Origin of the sequence: Mycoplasma putrefaciens KS1 (assembly GCF_000224105.1) — a bacterium.
In the GTDB taxonomy this organism is placed as follows: Bacteria; Bacillota_I; Bacilli_A; order Mycoplasmatales; family Mycoplasmataceae; genus Mycoplasma; species Mycoplasma putrefaciens.
In genome coordinates this window covers 305,741-322,806 of sequence record NC_015946.1, presented here as the reverse complement: position 1 = coordinate 322,806, position 17,066 = coordinate 305,741, and the positions used below count along the sequence as shown (strand labels likewise).

Sequence of the window (17,066 nt, the reverse complement as noted above, 5' to 3'; positions counted from 1 at the left end):
GAAATTTAAAAGCTTAAATTAATAAAAAAGCATCTTTAAGATGCTAATTTCTAATTATAAATTTATAAATCATTTCATGTAATTTAATATATTCACCATTTTTAACGTATAACACACCAGCAATAAAATTTTTAAAACGTTTTTTAGTATCTGTATCAAGATTTTTTAAATCTACTAAAACAACTTTATTTTCTAATAATGTGTCAGTTATTAACTGCACTTCAGAAAATTTAGTTGGTGTAAAGATATTAGCGTTTGATGAAATATCGTGATTAATAGTTGAGCTTTGTTCAAAGTAATGATCAGTAGTTTGATATTTAGTTTGATCATCAAATTCTGAGTGATTATTTTGAGTGTAAAGTTCATTATTAATTGAAGTTGGGTTTTGATAATCTTGATTAGTAGCTTCTAAAAATTCTTGATCAATTGAACTGTTAGCATATTGCATATCAGTAATTTCAAGAGCTTGCCTTTTTTTCTTTTTAAACCACATAGTATTTCTCCTATTTTAAAAATGTTGGAAAGTCTTCATCATCGTCGTCATCAACTGTAAATGAAATGGTTTGCTCATCAAATTCATCATCATCAAGTTGTTGATCTTTGTTTTTAATAATTGCTTCTAAATTTGTTGATCGATAATTTGAAGTTGGGTTTTGTTCTTTATTTTGTTGTTGTTGATCAACACTAAATCCAGTAGCAATAACAGTAACAATGATTTCGTCATCTGAAGTTAACTCATCATTTACAGCCATACCGAAAATAATGTTTAGATCCTTATTATTAGCTTCTTGGTTAATGACATCAACTGCATCATAAGCATCATCTAAACTAACATTAGCCCCACCAGTAATATTAACAATAACATCTTTAGCACCAGCAATAGATGCATCTAATAATGAAGAAGACATTGCTTTTTTGGCTGCTTGAGTTGCTTTATCTTTTCCTGAAGCGATTCCGATTCCAAATAAAGCATCACCTTTTTTAGACATCACATTTTTAATATCAGCAAAATCTAAGTTGATCATTGCAGGTACTGCAATTAGATCAGTAATAGTTTGAACTCCTTGTTTTAAAATTGCATCAGTTTGTCTAAATGAGTCAGCAATAGGAATTGAACCGATATTTTCAAGTAATTTATTATTTGAAATCACAATGATTGAATCGATGTGTTTTTTAATTTCTTCTAAGCCAAGTTTTGCATTATTGATACGATTTTTTCCTTCAAATTGAAATGGTTTTGTAACAACTGCAACAACCAAAGCTCCTAATTCTTGTGCAATTCTAGCAACAATTGGAGCAGCACCAGTTCCAGTTCCACCACCCATACCAGCAGCAATAAAGACCAAATCAGCATCCTGTAGTGCTTCTTTAATTAGTGATTCACTTTCAAGTGCAGCTTGTTTTCCGATTTCAGGATTTCCTCCAGCTCCTAGTCCTTTGGTAGTTTGTTCACCTAAAAGAATTTTATTTGGAATTGGTGATGATTGTAGAACTTGAGCATCAGTATTGGCAACATAAAATTCAACACCTTGAACCTTTTCAACAAACATTCTATTAACAGCATTATTACCACCACCACCAACACCAATAACTTTGATTTTTGCTACTTGATTAACTATGTTTTGCATTTTTAGGCCTCTTTTCTTAATATACTAACTGCTTTATTGCTAAGATTGTCTATTTAAATTATAACTATTAAGTAAATACTATGAAGTTTGATATTCTTCATTTTTTAATAAATCATCAGAATTATGAATAGGATTTTTGCTTACAAATCTAGCAAGACCTACCAATGAACAAGAATCACCACCAACAATAAAATCACCTATTCAAGATTTAGAACGAACATCATCACATTCTGTTGTACAAATCACAGTTTTAATTCCGGGTATTTTACAAATAATTCCAAAATTATAAATATGATAATTTTGTTGTTTTGTTTCAAGTAATGTGTTTTTAATTTGTTGATAGATTTTTTGAATTTCTTGTTCAATTTTTGTTTTTAGTTTATCAGCTGTAATTACATCTAAAGTATTTGTTTTTTTATTTCATTTGCTAAAAACTTTAATATTTGTAAGATTTTCAGAACTAAAATCAATGTTATTAAAAATGTATTTAGAAGCAAGATTTAAATCAGTATCCATAAACTGACTAATTTCATAAACAATTTGCTCAACACCAAATGGTAATTTGACAACTTTACTTAAAATTGCATTCTGAAAAACACCTATTTCAATTTCACTATATCTTCAATCGATAATGATTTTATGGTTTTTTGATTCATCAGTAATCATTTCGTGCAAAGTAAAGATTTTGGGTTTTGATCACATAATTTTTTTATTAATTTTACTAATAGTTTTTTCGTGTGATTCATAAACTTGTTTATTAATTGCTATCATTGATAAAACAATAGCAAGCTTTTGATTATTAAATTTTAGATTAGCTAAGTTATTTAGATCAATTTGTTGGTTATCAACTATTAATTCTGAAATTTTGTTATCTAAGATTTTGAAATTTTGAGTAATTTTATTATTATCGTAAAGTTTTTCAGATTTTTTTAAAATTAACTTTAGATTAGCTAAGTTTTTTAGCTTACCAGCTTCTTGTTGGCCTAGATCATAATCAATTGTTTTTTTAATAATTGAAATGTTATTAGGAAGAATTAAACCAACATCTTTTAATTTAAGATTTTTAAAGGTTTGATCAAAATTATTAAAACTTTGTTCTAAAAATTTACTTACAAGACTCGGATCTTTAACAGCTCCTTGGCTAGTTAGTAAATCAGAGCCATCACCATAATAAGTTTTTTCAAAAATAATAATAACTTGATCTTTATAAAACTTAATAACTTCAAATTTAATTGAATGTTTTCTAATTTCAACAATTGGGTATAAATTTTGTGTGTTCATATTATTTTCTCTCAATTACTCATAGTTTAGCACTGTGGCTTCTTTTATTATTACTTATTTCTTGAATAGTTGGTGTAATTGGTTTTTTTATTACTAATCTAAATTTTGCATTAGATTCAACTTTAATAGGTAATCTTTCTAGTAATTGATCTTGATGATAATCAGTTGCTTTATTAAAAAGATTTTTAACAATTTTTTCTTCTAATGAATGAAAGGTAATCACACATAATCTTGCATTTGAATTTAATAATTCTAGAGCTTGAGCAAGTGATTCTTGTAAGACAATAAGTTCATTATTAACACAAATTCTCAGTGCTTGAAAAGTTTTTTTTGCAGGATGTTTTTGTTGTTTTAAAACTTTTTGAGGTAATGCTTTTTTAATCACTTCAACTAGTTGTAGCGTTGAAGTGATTGGACGTGACAAAATAATTTGCTTTGCAATTTGTTTTGCAAATTTTTCATCACCATATTTATAAATAATGTTTGCTAGTTCTGCTTCAGAATAACTATTAATAACTAACTCTGCTGTTAGTGGGTTATTATTTTGATCCATTCTCATATCTAATGGTCCATCAAATCGATAGCTAAAACCGCGCTCAGCTGTATCAAATTGAGCAGATGAAACACCAAGATCATATAAAATACCATCGACTTTAAAAACATCATTTAACGCTAGAGCTACTGAAATATTATTAAAATTTGCTTCAATAATTTGAAAATTGTTTGCAATTTGTTCAAGTTTTTCTTTACTTTTAATAATTGCTTGTTGGTCTTGATCAAAACAAAATAACTTGCCCTTATTTGAGAGTCTTTTTAAAATTTCGCTTGCATGACCAGCACGACCTAACGTACAATCAACATAAATTTTATCTGGATGAATCTGTAAATAATCGATACTTTCTGTTAGTAAAACTGGAGTGTGTTCATGCATTATAAATCACCTCTTGTAAGTTTATAATTAATTTTTTTAACTAAACTTAGTGCTTGTTTTTTATGTTGATCATATTTTGATTGACTTCAGACTTCTAAATGATCACCAAGCCCAAAGATAAAAACATTTTTTTCTAGATTTGAATCTTGAATAAAAGTCTTGGGAATTTTAATTCTTCCAGCATTATCAATATAAATTTCAAGTGTATTTGCTAGGATTAATCTTTGGAAATCTTTCAATTCTTTATCATTTAAATGTGAATCAAGTACAGTTGCTTGTCAATTTAAAAATTCTTGTTTTGACCTTATTTCAAGATCTGCTTGTAAACCTTTAGTGATATAAACCGGGTTAGCTAATTTAATTCTTAGTTTAGCAGGTAGTGTCAGACGTTGTTTTGTATCTAAACAATGTTTATAAGTACCAAAAAGCATCAATTGTCACCCACTTTGATACACTTTATATATTTAATATAACACTATAAGTATAAAAAAGTTAAAAGATCATTGGATATTATTAGTCTTGCAATAAAAAAGCAACCCTTACCTTAGGTTGCGCATTTAAAATTACATAATTAAGCTTCAACAACTTTAACTTCTTTTTGTTTATAAAATCCGCATTCTCTACATACACGGTGAGGTTTTATCATAGCCCCACAATTAGTGCATGAAACAATCGCAGAAGTAGTTAAAGCTAAATGACTTCTTCTTTTGTTTTTTGCTGCTTTACTAGTTTTTCTAAATGGTACTGCCATGTTAATTACACCTCCTTATTAATGCTTTTTATTTTTAGTCAGTATAAATTCATCAAGTTTTTCTCATCTTGGATCAACTTTATTTTGTTTTTCAGTTTCGAAAGCTTCTTCACTTAATAAAGTCCATCCAAAACCGTACTTATTAAGTATATCATTATTTACAGATAAGTTTAAAGGTAAATTTATATTTATTTGTTCAATAATATATTCAAATAAGTCAAACTCGTTTTTTAAAATAATGTTGTAAGTTGAGTCAAGTTTTTTATTAAAACTATATTCATCATCTCAGTCAAGATGATTACTATATTTAATTAATTCTCCGGTTCTGGCGTCAGTTGCTGAAACAGTAAAATTAATCACACCAACGACTTTAACTGAATCAATCGCATCTAAATAATCTAGATCAAGATCAAAATTAACATAATCAATTGATTTAACTAAAGTGTTAGTACAAACCACTTGATCTAGATTGTCTAAATCACCTGTTAGTTGGTAATGTTTATTTTTTAATAGTTCTTCTTTTGTAAATACTAGTTTCATTATCTTATTGTAATTTCTAAATCTAAAATATTTTTTTGTAAAATTTTTTGTTGATCATTAATTTCTTGTTCGGTTAATTGGTGATCAAAACTATTAAAAGTAAATTGAATAGTCAATGATTTTTTATTTTCACTTGCTAATTTTTGATCAACATACTGATCAATTACTTGCACATTAGTTAGGTACTTAACATTTTTAATTATCTTTTTAATAAAATCACTGTATTTGATATCATTTACAAGCTCAATAGAAACATCACGTTTTGAACTTTGATATTTAGATAAAGTTGCTATTTGAATTGTTTTGTTAGCAAATTTATTTAAATTATCTAAATTAATTTCAACAACAATTGTTTGTTCGAGTTTATGTTGAGCTTCAAAATCAGGATTTAAACGATAAATAAATCCTAATAGGTGTTGATCATATTTAATAGTAGCATTGACAAAAGCATGAATTTGATCAATTTGTTGTTGGTTGATCTGATATTCTAATTTATTTAAATCTAAATTATATAATCTAAAAATTGCTTCTAAAATTGCTTTGTTATAGTAAAAATTAGCACTAATTTTATTATCTGATAATTTATCTTGAAAAATATCTGAAGTAGTTAGAAACGCTAAATGTCTTTGCTTAAGTTCTTTAAAACCATAAATATCAGCAATTTCAAAGAGTTTTAATTGCTTGTTGTTATTAGCTGCGTTATAAATTGCTGTGTCAATTAGAGATTTACTTAAATTAGTTCTATAAGTAGTTCTTAATTTAGATAGTGGTTTTTCTAAAGTAATTAAATTTTGAATTTTAAATAAGTTTCAATTAACAGCTGATTGGTGATCAGTTAATGAATAAGTTTTTGTGTTATTAAACCCTAGTCCTATTAAATAGTTAGTTAATTTATCTTCTAATTTTAGATCAAATTTGTTATCAACTCTGTTTGTTTTAAAATCTATAGGTTGTTCTTTAATCTGATCATAACCATACAACCTAGCAATTTCTTCACAAATATCATTAACTCCATACAAATCAATTCGGTTTTCATCCACTTCAAATGTTAGTTGTTGATCATTAGCTGTAATTTTAAAATCTAAAGTTTTAAATAATGCTTGAATTTCACTAACACTAAACTCAGTTCCTAATAAAGTATTAATTCTATCTAAGTCAACAACAAATTTGTTATTCTGTTCAAATGTCTTTTTAAGAATTTTTACTTGACTAGCTTTATTAACTAAATTATAGTAGTCTAGTTCATTTGCAAAGGTTTTGTTAGCTAATTCAAATAAGTTTGGGTTGATTGGCTTAGTATATCTTTGCAACATAATTGTTGAAGTGTTTAACAATTTTTGTTGTTTTCTCATAATTGTTGGATCAAGATTTAACATTAAAACAACAATATTTTGAGAGTTATTATCAGCTCTAAAATGCTCTTCAACTTCTAAACCAATCACATTTATAATTTGATCATTTGAAACCACGGCTAACACTTCAAGATCATTTCATCTCACTTGTTTAATTTCTAAGTTAAAATCTTTTAGTTTGTTCTGATCAATAACTATTAAATTTTGACCAGTTTGAATTGCTGTTTTTAAAGCTAAGTCATTAATAATATCACCAGTTGTTTTAGTGTGATTTAACTTTAATCAAAGATCATCTTTTGAATTTAATTTGACAGACTTTTTTAACTGGTATTCTGAATAAGAAACAGTTCTAATAAACTGTTCAAGTTTTGGATCTATTTCAATTGTTAGTTTTAAATCGTTATTAGTAAAGTGATTAAATTCTGAATTTAGATTAGTGATTGATAAATTAAAATAGTTTGCTAATTCTTTTAATAATTGAAAACTAGCTAAACAATCACTACGATTTAAAGTTAGATCTACTTCTCATATAAAATCATCTAAATTAATCATTGGTTTGACTGATTGACCAGTTAGCGTATTTAAATTTAAATGATTGTCAGAAACTTGGTAGATATTTTTTAGTTCAGATTCAGTTAATGAACTTGAAAAGATTCCTATTTCATTTAAAGCACAAACCATTCCTTGTGATTGATAACCACGAATTGTTTTTGAAGTTAGTGTTAAGCCATTACTGATAGTTGAATTAATTGGAGCAACAATTACAAATTGATCAACACCAATGTTTTCAGCTCCACAAACAATTTCTAAAATTTGATCAGCAAGTTTAACTTTATTAATTTTTAAATGTGTATTAGCAATTGGTTTTGATTCAACTACCAATCCTAGTAATAATTCAGAATTTAAAGCGTCTAAATCATAAGTTTGTTCAACTTCAAAACCAAGAGAATTCAATGCCAAACTAATCTGATCATTTGAAATATTTTCAAGATCTAAAAATTGTGCTAGTCATTTTCTAGTAATAATCATTTTATAATTCTCCTATTCTGGATAAAATAAGAACTGATCTAAAAATTTAACGTTATTTTCATAAAAATCACGAATATTAGTAATTCCAAATTTTAGCATACAAATTCTTTCAATTCCAATTCCAAAAGCTAGTCCTGTAGTTGTTAAGGGGTCAAGTCCATTTAGCTGCATCACTTGCTGATTAATCATTCCAGCACCTAAAATTTCGATTCAACCTGAATACTTACAAATCGCACAACCCTGAGATTGACATTTAAAACAACTAACATCTACTTCAACACTTGGTTCAGTAAAGGGAAAATAACTTGGGCGCATTCTAATTAAAACCGATTTTCCAAATAGTCTTTGACACATGTATTTTAAAATTCATTTTAAATTAGCAAAACTAATTTTATTTCCAATCATAAAACCATCAATTTGCATAAACTGATGCGAATGAGTTGCATCATCATCATCACGTCGATAAACATTACCATAACTAATCACAGCTAGTTGCTGATCATCAATTTTTAAACTAGCTAATTTTGATAACATTCTTGAAGTGATATTTGTACAATGAGTTCTTAAAACAGTACTTGAATTTAAATAAAAAGTGTCTTGCATATCTCTTGCTGGATGATTTAAAGGTAAGTTTAGTAACTGAAAATTATAAAGATCTTGCTCAACTTCAGTTCCACTAACCATTTGAAAGCCAATTTCAGTAAAAATATCACTAATTTCTTCAATTACAAGATTTAGTGGATGTTTAGTTCCAAACTTAAAATTATTTGAAATTAAACTAACATCAAGTTTTTCTTTTTCTAATTGACTTAATAAAATTATTCTTTTTAATTGTTTGGTTTTTGAATCAAGTTTACTTATAATTTCATTTCTAATTTCATTTGCTAATTTACCAATTTGTTGTTTTTCTTGCTGGTTGATATTTTTAATTGATTTTAAAATTAAATTTAGTTCAGATTCTTTACCTAAGAATTCTTTTTTAAGTTCTTCAAGATCATTTAAAAAATGTACTAAATCAAGTTTTAAATTAAAACTATCTAATATTTTTTTGATTTTTTCTAACACAGAATCTCACGCTTTCTATCAAAGCAATTGTAAATATTTTACTACTTTTGCTATTACTTATAACCTTTTAAGTTGGTTTTTCATTTCAACTAATATTTTGTGTTTTTGCTCTAAATCTAAAGTATAAGCATTAATCAAAATTTTAAAAGTATCATCGTTTGCAAGTTTCTTACTAATAGCTTTTAAAATATTATATAAGTTTTTTTGAAATAGTCATTCTAGTTTTTCAAACTGGTATTGGTACATAAAATCAGGGTCATATGCTTTATTAAACTCAATTCAAGCTTGTTTTAAAGCATCGCAAAATATTCAAGTAATTAAATTGTTATTAATAAATTGTTTTAAAGTTGTATAACAATTTAATAAAAATTTTTGATATTGCAAATTACAAAACTCAGAATCTTGAGTTTCAGTTAAATAGGTTTGACAAGCTTTGTTAGTTTTAGCAAACAAAATTCTTAACTGATCAATTTTATTTTCAATACTTTCAATCATCAAATAAGAAAACTTTAATTTTGAACTATTTTGTAAATAAGTTATAAAGTTAGGTTTTGAAATAATTAGTTCAAATGAATCAAATGCTCAATTAATTCTAATATCTTGGTATTTAGTTTTAATATCTTTACTTGCAAATTTCAAACAAAAGTCATCTGAAGTCTTTTTAAAATCAATCATATAACTCCTTATCCTAATAATTAGATTCTAAATTAATATTTTAAAATCTAAAAAGTATGCTTGGTTTTAAAGCATACTTTTTTTATTCTGCTTGAGTAGCTTGTGTAAGTGGAGTTTGTTTAACTTGTTTATTTGAAAAGAATCAACCAATAAATAGTACTAGTGAAATAATTGAAAATGTAATAATTAGATTCTTAATATCAAATGGTAAGAAAATATAAATTTGTCACTTATTACTTACATAGTATAAAAACGATAATCAAATAACATTAGATAATGAATAAGCAAAGATAAAACAAATAAATGCTCCAATCACATAACTTCCCATGACAATTCAGTTAACTTCAATATCTTTATATCCGATTGCTCTTAAAACTAAAATGGTTTTTTTAGATTCGCCAACAACAATATTCATTACCACAACTAAAATAATAGTTAATAAGAAAGTAATTAATAAAATAAAGATAATCATAATCTGATTTGTGACTTTTAAAACTCGTTTAATTCCCTGTTTTCCTAGGTTAAATGGGATTACTTCTGAGCCTAGTCTTGAGTTTTTATCAGAAGTTGGATTTGCAGTATTATAAATATCAATTTGTGAATCAACTGGCTTATAAACTCCAATAAGATCATTAAACTCATCAAAGACATTGCTAAATAATGATAAAAATACTGGACTGGATGGTTGTACATCTAAAGCGATGTTTTGACCATAATATTTAATATATTTAAATGGGTTATCTTGATCTTTAAAATCAAACTCACCTTCAATTAATTTGTGTTTTGATCATAAAGTATTAAAGTATTTTGGTTGGTTATCATACAGATCTTTGTTAAACATTACATCTGCAAAAGTTTTATAATCTAAAACAAATTCAGGAGTTCTTACTAGTGAGAGTGTGATTGATTTATTAATTCCAATCACATTTAAATAAAATTTTCTTGCAACTGAAGTTTTAGTTTGTAGTGCTATTTTACTTGATAAACCTATATTGTTAGCTTTAGCATAATAGTAAGGAACAATCACATTAAACATTGGACTGTTATTAAATTGTAGTTTATCTTTTAAACTGCTAAATTGCTGTTCAGTGATATCTTCAAAGTTTAAAAAGTCACTTACATTTGCAGAATTTGGACTATTAAAATCATATAAATTTAATCTTAATAATCCTGAATCTTTAACAAAGTTTGCTAAAACTGATGAAGATAATAAATCAGTTTTTTTATCATATAACATTTGATTAAAAGTTATCACTGGATCATTTACATAATTGCTTTGCATTTCTTGCAAAATTAAAGATAACATCAAAACATTTTGATTAGCATTTGATAAATTACTAGCTCCAATCAATGAATTAATTGAAGTTGGAGTAACTGAAGTTGAAGACTGATCACTAGATGACGATGACAAAACAATTTTTTTTGTAATTTCTTCAATTAAAGGATTATCAGTTATTGATCAGTATTTTTGATTGGTTGGGTCAAATTCTTTTAATGCTTCATCACTTAATAATTTTTCTCAACTTTTTTCAATACTAAAATTATTCTGATCACTACTATTTTTATAATCTAAATAAATTTGATATAAACTATAAGCTTGTGCTAGTTTGTATGAAAAGGTTTTTGCAATTGAAGATAAAAAGATACTACTATTAGGATTTTTTGAATCACTAGTTTTAGCTTGTAGTCCTGCAACAGTTTTTGACATCTCATCTTGACGATTTGCATTTGCAGAAATATCGAATAACTCAGTACTGATTTTCGAATTATCAATATCAACTTTTCGATTTGCTTTAATTTGATCTAGAGCTGTTTTTCATCATTCAGAGTCATTTAATAAATTAAACCTTGCAATTAAAGTTAAAAAGTAATTTTTTTCATCTTTTAACACTGAATACTCTTCAGGTTTATTTAGCTGTTTATTTTGACCAATAAGTGGAGATAAACGTTTCACAGCATATTTTTGTGGAACAAACATTGAAAGTTTATCTCTCATATTACTTGTCTTATGATAACTATTGCTAATAAGTTTTAATAATAATTCTACACGATAACGCATATCATTTTGACCATCAGTTTGATTTAACCATTCATTTGGGTTTTTATTACTTAAATCATGATAAGTTAACTCAGTTCTATCATCGGTGTTATTTTTGATAAAACTATATTTACCATTAAGTGTGCTAATATCAATGCTTTTATTGTTTTTCCAAACTGTTCGATGATCAACATCAGCTTTTATTTCAGCAAGACTCTGATTAATTGATTGGTTTAAAATCGTTTGTGCACCAAACAATAATGCATATGCTAGTGAACTAAATACAAAAATGATCTGAATGATTGCAAACTTACCTTTTGAAGTCTTAATAAATGATAATCTCATTCGATAACCAAATCCAATATTACGTTTTGAAAGTAAATCAGTGAATCATCCACTTTTAACTTTTCTTTTGGCTTTTTTAGCATTATTCATTAAAGATAGCACAGGTTCTCTTATATATAAAATAGTTAGTGCATAAGATAATAATAAAAATACTGCTGGTATCAAAATAAATAAGTTAATAAATAAAAGTGGTGAAACATAAACACTTTTAAAAGTAAATGTCACAGCGTTAGTAAAGTTTGAAGCTGCATAAATTTGAATAGGAGTTGAAAGTAAATATCCGATAACGATTCCTAAAGTGATCGTGATTCAAGTTTTTAAAGCAAAGATCCACGATAATTCAGCAACCTTATATCCAAATGATTTAAAGATTCCCAATTGTCGTCTTGTTTCATTCATTTCTTTTCTTAAAGCAAAGTTAATAAAGATAAATGCCAACACAAGCACAACAAATCCTAAAATCATATAAATAATTACTTGGATTCTAATATTGTTAATTCCTTTAGCAACTCTTGAAAAAGTTCATTCAATAAATGGTGAAAAGGATCTATCAAAAAATGAAACAGTTGTTGGTTGGCCAACTGTAGCATTTTTTAATTTTACATTAGAAAAAACCTTACTTAAATTTGAAATATCATAATCGTTTTGATCTTTAATTCTAATTTCAACTCCATATCCCGAATCTTTTTGACTTGCAAAACTTCAGCGAGATTCTCTTAATTGATTAATAAACTCTTGATTAGCATATCCGTATAAAAAACTTGACTTAGACTGAAAAAAATCATTTAATGAAATCTTAGAAGCAATATCATCAAATGTTGATCCAATCCCTACAATTTTTGCTTGTATTGGTCCCAGATAGAAAGCATCTTTTTTGTCGATAGTTTGTAAGAAAATATCACCAATATTAGAATTAGGAATTAAAAAAGTATCATTAATCTCTAAATTATTGTCTCTTGCAAATGAAGAGGTAATAATTATTTCAGGTTTTGGTTTTGTTGAATCATAATCAAAATTACTTATTCAAGTATTTGTAAAGTGAGAGTCTTCATAATTTTTGTCAAACTGAACTTGGTTGAATTGTTGGTTTAAATGATGATTATCAGAAGTTAGTTGCAAGATTTTTTTAGGTAAAATTTGTCCTGCTTCTTGTTCTTTTAAAACAAAGGTTTTGTTAATTTGCACAGCATAGTTTGGTTGATTTTCTAAAATTTTATTTATCAGATAAATTCGATCATCGTGATGATTTTTACTTAGAATATGATTTTCAAATTCAACACTAAACATATCAAAAGTTGGCAGATAGATTTCTGATCGTTCTTCTCTAATTTGTTCTAAAACAGTTTTGGTCTTTTCAAAGATAAATTTAACTAGACCATTGTAGTCATTTTGTTTATAAATTTCAACAGCTTGTTGAGCTATTGATCTAATCTGGTTTTTATCAATTGATTTAACACCATTAGTAATTAAAAAATTGTCAACTTTTGCATAAGCTTTATAAATTTCTGAGATAAAAGAAGTAAATTTTAAATCTTTAAATTTTTTAGCATCTGTTGCTATTTTTTGTTCGATTTCTGTTTTTGTTCGATCAATTATTTTATTTGTTGTATTTTTAAGAATATCTTTTTTTTCTTGTTCTGAAGCTATAATAGAAGCTGAACTTTTAATTAAAGCTCCGGTTCGATATTTGATTAAATCATCTCTAATTAAACTGCTAATAAAATTAATTATTGGTATGTCTTGTGCTTTATTAAAATCTAAAAGATATCTATCATGTTCTTTTTTAGCACTTATCTCTTTAAAATTTTTAGCAACTTGACTATTAACTGCTTTGATATAATGCTCTGAAAGCACGCTTTTAATCTTGGTATTTTTAGTTTCATGATCAAGATCTTTATTTAAATAAAAATATTGATAGTTAAATTCAGGACTATAAGTCATATTTTGACTTCTGATTAAAAAATTATACTTAAGATTAGTTTTTGATTGTTGATTAATTTTTGTATTTAATTGCAATGGTGTTGATAACATTCCAATAATTACAGTTGAAAGTAAAATTATAAAAAATAAGATTCCAAAGGTAGTAACAAAGTTTTTTTGAAAGAAGGTTTTTAAATAACTTTTGATTATATTCTTCATATAATTTAATTCCTTGCATCATGCTAATAATAATTATAAATTATCACCGTTTTATTTGCTAACCACTTTTAAAGTTTTTAGTTTACTCAAATTAAAAAAAGAACCCGAAGGTTCTTAATTAAACTGGCAGCTTGCTATCTTCTCACAAATGCAATATTTTCACCGTAATAGAGCTTAACTTCTGTGTTCGGCATGGAAACAGGTGTGACCTCTACACTATAACCACCAGATCAGGTGTTTGATTGTTCTTTGAAAACTAAATATTAGTTAAAAATGCTAGTTAAAATTGCTTTTTCTAAAAAGTCACTCGATCTATTAGTAATGGTTAGCTTAATGCCTCGCAGCACTTACACATCCATCCTATCAACCATGTGGTCTACATGGGATCTTACATCTTATGAATGGGAAAATTCATCTTAAAGGAGGCTTCTCGCTTAGATGCCTTCAGCGATTATCCTGTCCGCACATAGCTACCCTGCTGTGCCACTGGCGTGACAACAGGAGCACCAGAGGTGCGTCCATTCCGGTCCTCTCGTACTAGGAACAGCTCTTTGCAATTTTCCAACGCCCACAACAGATAGGGACCAAACTGTCTCACGACGTTCTGAACCCAGCTCGCGTACCGCTTTAATGGGCGAACAGCCCAACCCTTGGAACCGACTACAGCTCCAGGATGCGATGAGCCGACATCGAGGTGCCAAACCTCCCCGTCGATGTGAACTCTTGGGGGAGATAAGCCTGTTATCCCCGGGGTAACTTTTATCCGTTGAGCGACGGCCCTTCCACACGGGACCGCCGGATCACTAAGTCCTACTTTCGTATCTGTTCGACTTGTAAGTCTCGCAGTTAAGCATCCTTCTACCTTTGCGCTCTACATATGATTTCCAACCATACTGAGGATACCTTTGAGCGCCTCCGTTACTCTTTGGGAGGCGACCGCCCCAGTCAAACTACCCACCAGACACTGTCCTTAACCCGGATCACGGGTCGAAGTTAGAAATCCAATGTAACGAGGGTGGTATTCCAAGGTTGACTCTCCTAGCACTGGCGTGCTAGTCTCACAGTCTCCCACCTATCCTCTACACGTTACACCAAATTTCAATATCAAGTTATAGTAAAGCTCCACGGGGTCTTTCCGTCTAGTTGCGGGTAACCGGCATCTTCACCGGTACTAAAATTTCACCGAGTCTGCAGCCGAGACAGCGAAGGGATCATTACACCTTTCGTGCGGGTCAGAATTTACCTGACAAGGAATTTCGCTACCTTAGGACCGTTATAGTTACGGCCGCCGTTCACCGGGGCTTCAATTCAAAGCTTCGCTTGCGCTGACTTCTCCTTTTAACCTTCCGGCACTGGGCAGGTGTCACCCCCTATACATCGTCTTGCGACTTAGCAGAGAGCTGTGTTTTTGTTAAACAGTTGCCCCTCCCTCTTCACTGCGGCTCATCAAAGATGAGCACTCCTTCTTCCGAAGTTACGGAGTTATTTTGCAGAGTTCCTTAGCTACAGTTATCTCGCTTGCCTTAGGATTTTCTCCTTGACCACGTGTGTTCGTTCTAGGTACAGGCAATTAGTTATTAAATTAGAAGCTTTTCTTGGAAGCGTGGAGTCATATACTTCGTTACTAGGCGAACCGTTCACTCCCCATCACACTTCAACGTTAAATAACACGGATTTGCCAATGTTACCGTCTTTGTGCTTAGCCCGAGACAACCAATCCTCGGGATACACTATCCTTCTTCGTCACTCCATCACTAACTAACTGGTACAGGAATATCAACCTGTTGTCCATCGACTACGCCTATCGGCCTCGCCTTAGGTCCTGACTAACCCTGGGTGGACGAACCTTGCCCAGGAAACCTTGGTCAAACGGCATGGAAGATTCTCACTTCCAAACGTTACTCATGCCGGCATAATCACTTCTAAACGCTCCACCAGTCCTCACGGTCTGACTTCACTGCATTTAGAACGCTCCCCTACCACTGTATTTGCATACAATCCGTAGTTTCGGTAATAAACTTAAGCCCCGGTACATTTTCGGCGCAGAATCACTCGACTAGTGAGCTGTTACGCACTCTTTAAATGGTGGCTGCTTCTAAGCCAACATCCTAGCTGTCTGTGCAATTCCACATCCTTACACACTTAGTTTATATTTAGGGACCTTAACTGACGATCTGGGCTGTTTCCCTCACGAGCATGGACCTTATCACCCATGTTCTGACTGCTATGTACAAGTTATGGCATTCGGAGTTTAATTCTAATCAGTACCGCTAGGTGCAGCCATCATAGATTCAGTGCTCTACCTCCACAACAATTCACATAACGCTATCCTTAAAGATATATCGGGGAGAACTAGCTATCTCCGGGTTCGATTGGAATTTCACCGCTAGCCACAAGTCATCCAAAGTCTTTTCAACGAATACTGGTTCGGTCCTTCATTAGGTTTTACCCTAACTTCAACCTGCTCATGGCTAGATCACCCGGTTTCGTGTCTACTACTGCATACTAAACGCCCTATTAAGGCTCGCTTTCACTACGGCTCCATCTATATCGACTTAACCTTGCATGCAATAGTAACTCGCCGGCTCTTTCTACAAAAAGCACGGTATTACCCATTAACGGGCTCTACCTTCTTGTAAGCATATGGTTTCAGGATCTTTTTCACTCCCCTCTCGGGGTGCTTTTCACCTTTCCCTCACGGTACTGGTTCACTATCGGTAAAATGGTAGTATTTAGGCTTACCAAGTGGTCTTGGCAGATTCCGACAAAATTTCACGTGTTTCGCCGTACTCAGGATACTTTTTCGAGGTGATTATATTTCATATACGGGGGTATCACCCTCTATGCCGCTATTTCCCAATAGCTTCTATTATACAATCACTTTGTAACTCTAACAAAAGTCCTACAACCCCACCCCGTAGAGTGGTTTGGCCTGTTCTGTGTTCGCTCGCCACTACTAACAGAATCATTATTATTTTCTTTTCCTCTAGGTACTAAGATGTTTCAGTTCCCTAGGTTCCCATCATACAAGCTATGTATTGACTTGCTGACAACATGAGATAAATCATGTTAGGTTTCCCCATTCGGACATTCCGGGATCGCAGCTCACTTCCAGCTCCCCCAGACTTTTCGCAGGTAGTCACGTCCTTCTTCGGCTCCATTTTCCAAGGCATTCACCATATGCTCTTACTATTTTTTTAGAAAATCTTTCTAGCAATTTGTAACTCAATTAATTTTAGTTAATTGTTTGATGTCATTACGAAATAATTTCGTAATAAATTATCTAATTATA

11 protein-coding genes and 2 rRNA genes are annotated in these 17,066 nt (G+C 29.7%); all 13 read right to left on the bottom strand.

Annotated elements, in window-relative coordinates; translation table 4 throughout:
- Positions 1–43: 43 nt before the first annotated feature.
- A complete protein-coding gene (locus tag MPUT_RS01415; RefSeq protein ID WP_014035023.1) occupies positions 44–493 on the bottom strand; it encodes a cell division protein SepF in 450 nt (149 codons plus the stop codon).
- A gap of 10 nt (positions 494–503) precedes the next feature.
- The gene (gene ftsZ, locus MPUT_RS01410; RefSeq protein WP_014035022.1) at positions 504–1,628 is read right to left on the bottom strand and encodes a cell division protein FtsZ; all 1,125 of its coding nucleotides are present in this window, start codon (positions 1,626–1,628) and stop codon (positions 504–506) included.
- 78 nt (positions 1,629–1,706) lie between these two features.
- The gene (locus MPUT_RS01405; protein WP_014035021.1) at positions 1,707–2,909 is read right to left on the bottom strand and encodes a hypothetical protein; all 1,203 of its coding nucleotides are present in this window, start codon (positions 2,907–2,909) and stop codon (positions 1,707–1,709) included.
- Position 2,910: 1 nt separating this feature from the next.
- The gene (gene rsmH, locus MPUT_RS01400; RefSeq protein ID WP_014035020.1) at positions 2,911–3,840 is read right to left on the bottom strand and encodes a 16S rRNA (cytosine(1402)-N(4))-methyltransferase RsmH; all 930 of its coding nucleotides are present in this window, start codon (positions 3,838–3,840) and stop codon (positions 2,911–2,913) included.
- Complete coding sequence (mraZ, locus tag MPUT_RS01395) at positions 3,840–4,271, bottom strand: division/cell wall cluster transcriptional repressor MraZ (RefSeq protein WP_014035019.1); 432 nt, start codon at positions 4,269–4,271, stop codon at positions 3,840–3,842. The genes rsmH and mraZ overlap by 1 nt, the downstream gene beginning before the upstream one ends.
- 140 nt (positions 4,272–4,411) lie before the next feature.
- Positions 4,412–4,591 carry a 50S ribosomal protein L32 gene (gene rpmF / locus MPUT_RS01390; protein WP_014035018.1) on the bottom strand — a complete coding sequence of 60 codons (180 nt, stop codon included), beginning with the start codon at positions 4,589–4,591 and terminating at the stop codon, positions 4,412–4,414.
- A gap of 18 nt (positions 4,592–4,609) precedes the next feature.
- Positions 4,610–5,131: a DUF177 domain-containing protein gene (locus MPUT_RS01385; protein WP_014035017.1), complete on the bottom strand. Its 522-nt coding sequence runs from the start codon at positions 5,129–5,131 to the stop codon at positions 4,610–4,612.
- Positions 5,131–7,512, bottom strand: a complete 2,382-nt coding sequence (pheT, locus tag MPUT_RS01380) for a phenylalanine--tRNA ligase subunit beta (RefSeq protein WP_014035016.1) — start codon at positions 7,510–7,512, stop codon at positions 5,131–5,133. The genes MPUT_RS01385 and pheT overlap by 1 nt, the downstream gene beginning before the upstream one ends.
- Before the next feature lie 12 nt (positions 7,513–7,524).
- On the bottom strand, positions 7,525–8,577 hold the full coding sequence (pheS, locus tag MPUT_RS01375; RefSeq protein WP_014035015.1) for a phenylalanine--tRNA ligase subunit alpha: 1,053 nt from the start codon (positions 8,575–8,577) through the stop codon (positions 7,525–7,527).
- A gap of 57 nt (positions 8,578–8,634) precedes the next feature.
- Complete coding sequence (locus MPUT_RS01370) at positions 8,635–9,252, bottom strand: hypothetical protein (protein ID WP_014035014.1); 618 nt, start codon at positions 9,250–9,252, stop codon at positions 8,635–8,637.
- Positions 9,253–9,334: 82 nt separating this feature from the next.
- The gene (locus MPUT_RS01365; RefSeq protein ID WP_014035013.1) at positions 9,335–13,774 is read right to left on the bottom strand and encodes an FtsX-like permease family protein; all 4,440 of its coding nucleotides are present in this window, start codon (positions 13,772–13,774) and stop codon (positions 9,335–9,337) included.
- A gap of 121 nt (positions 13,775–13,895) precedes the next feature.
- Positions 13,896–14,004: ribosomal RNA gene (gene rrf, locus MPUT_RS01360) — 5S ribosomal RNA — on the bottom strand.
- Positions 14,005–14,068: 64 nt separating this feature from the next.
- Positions 14,069–16,974: ribosomal RNA gene (locus MPUT_RS01355) — 23S ribosomal RNA — on the bottom strand.
- Between the last annotated feature and the right edge of the window lie 92 nt (positions 16,975–17,066).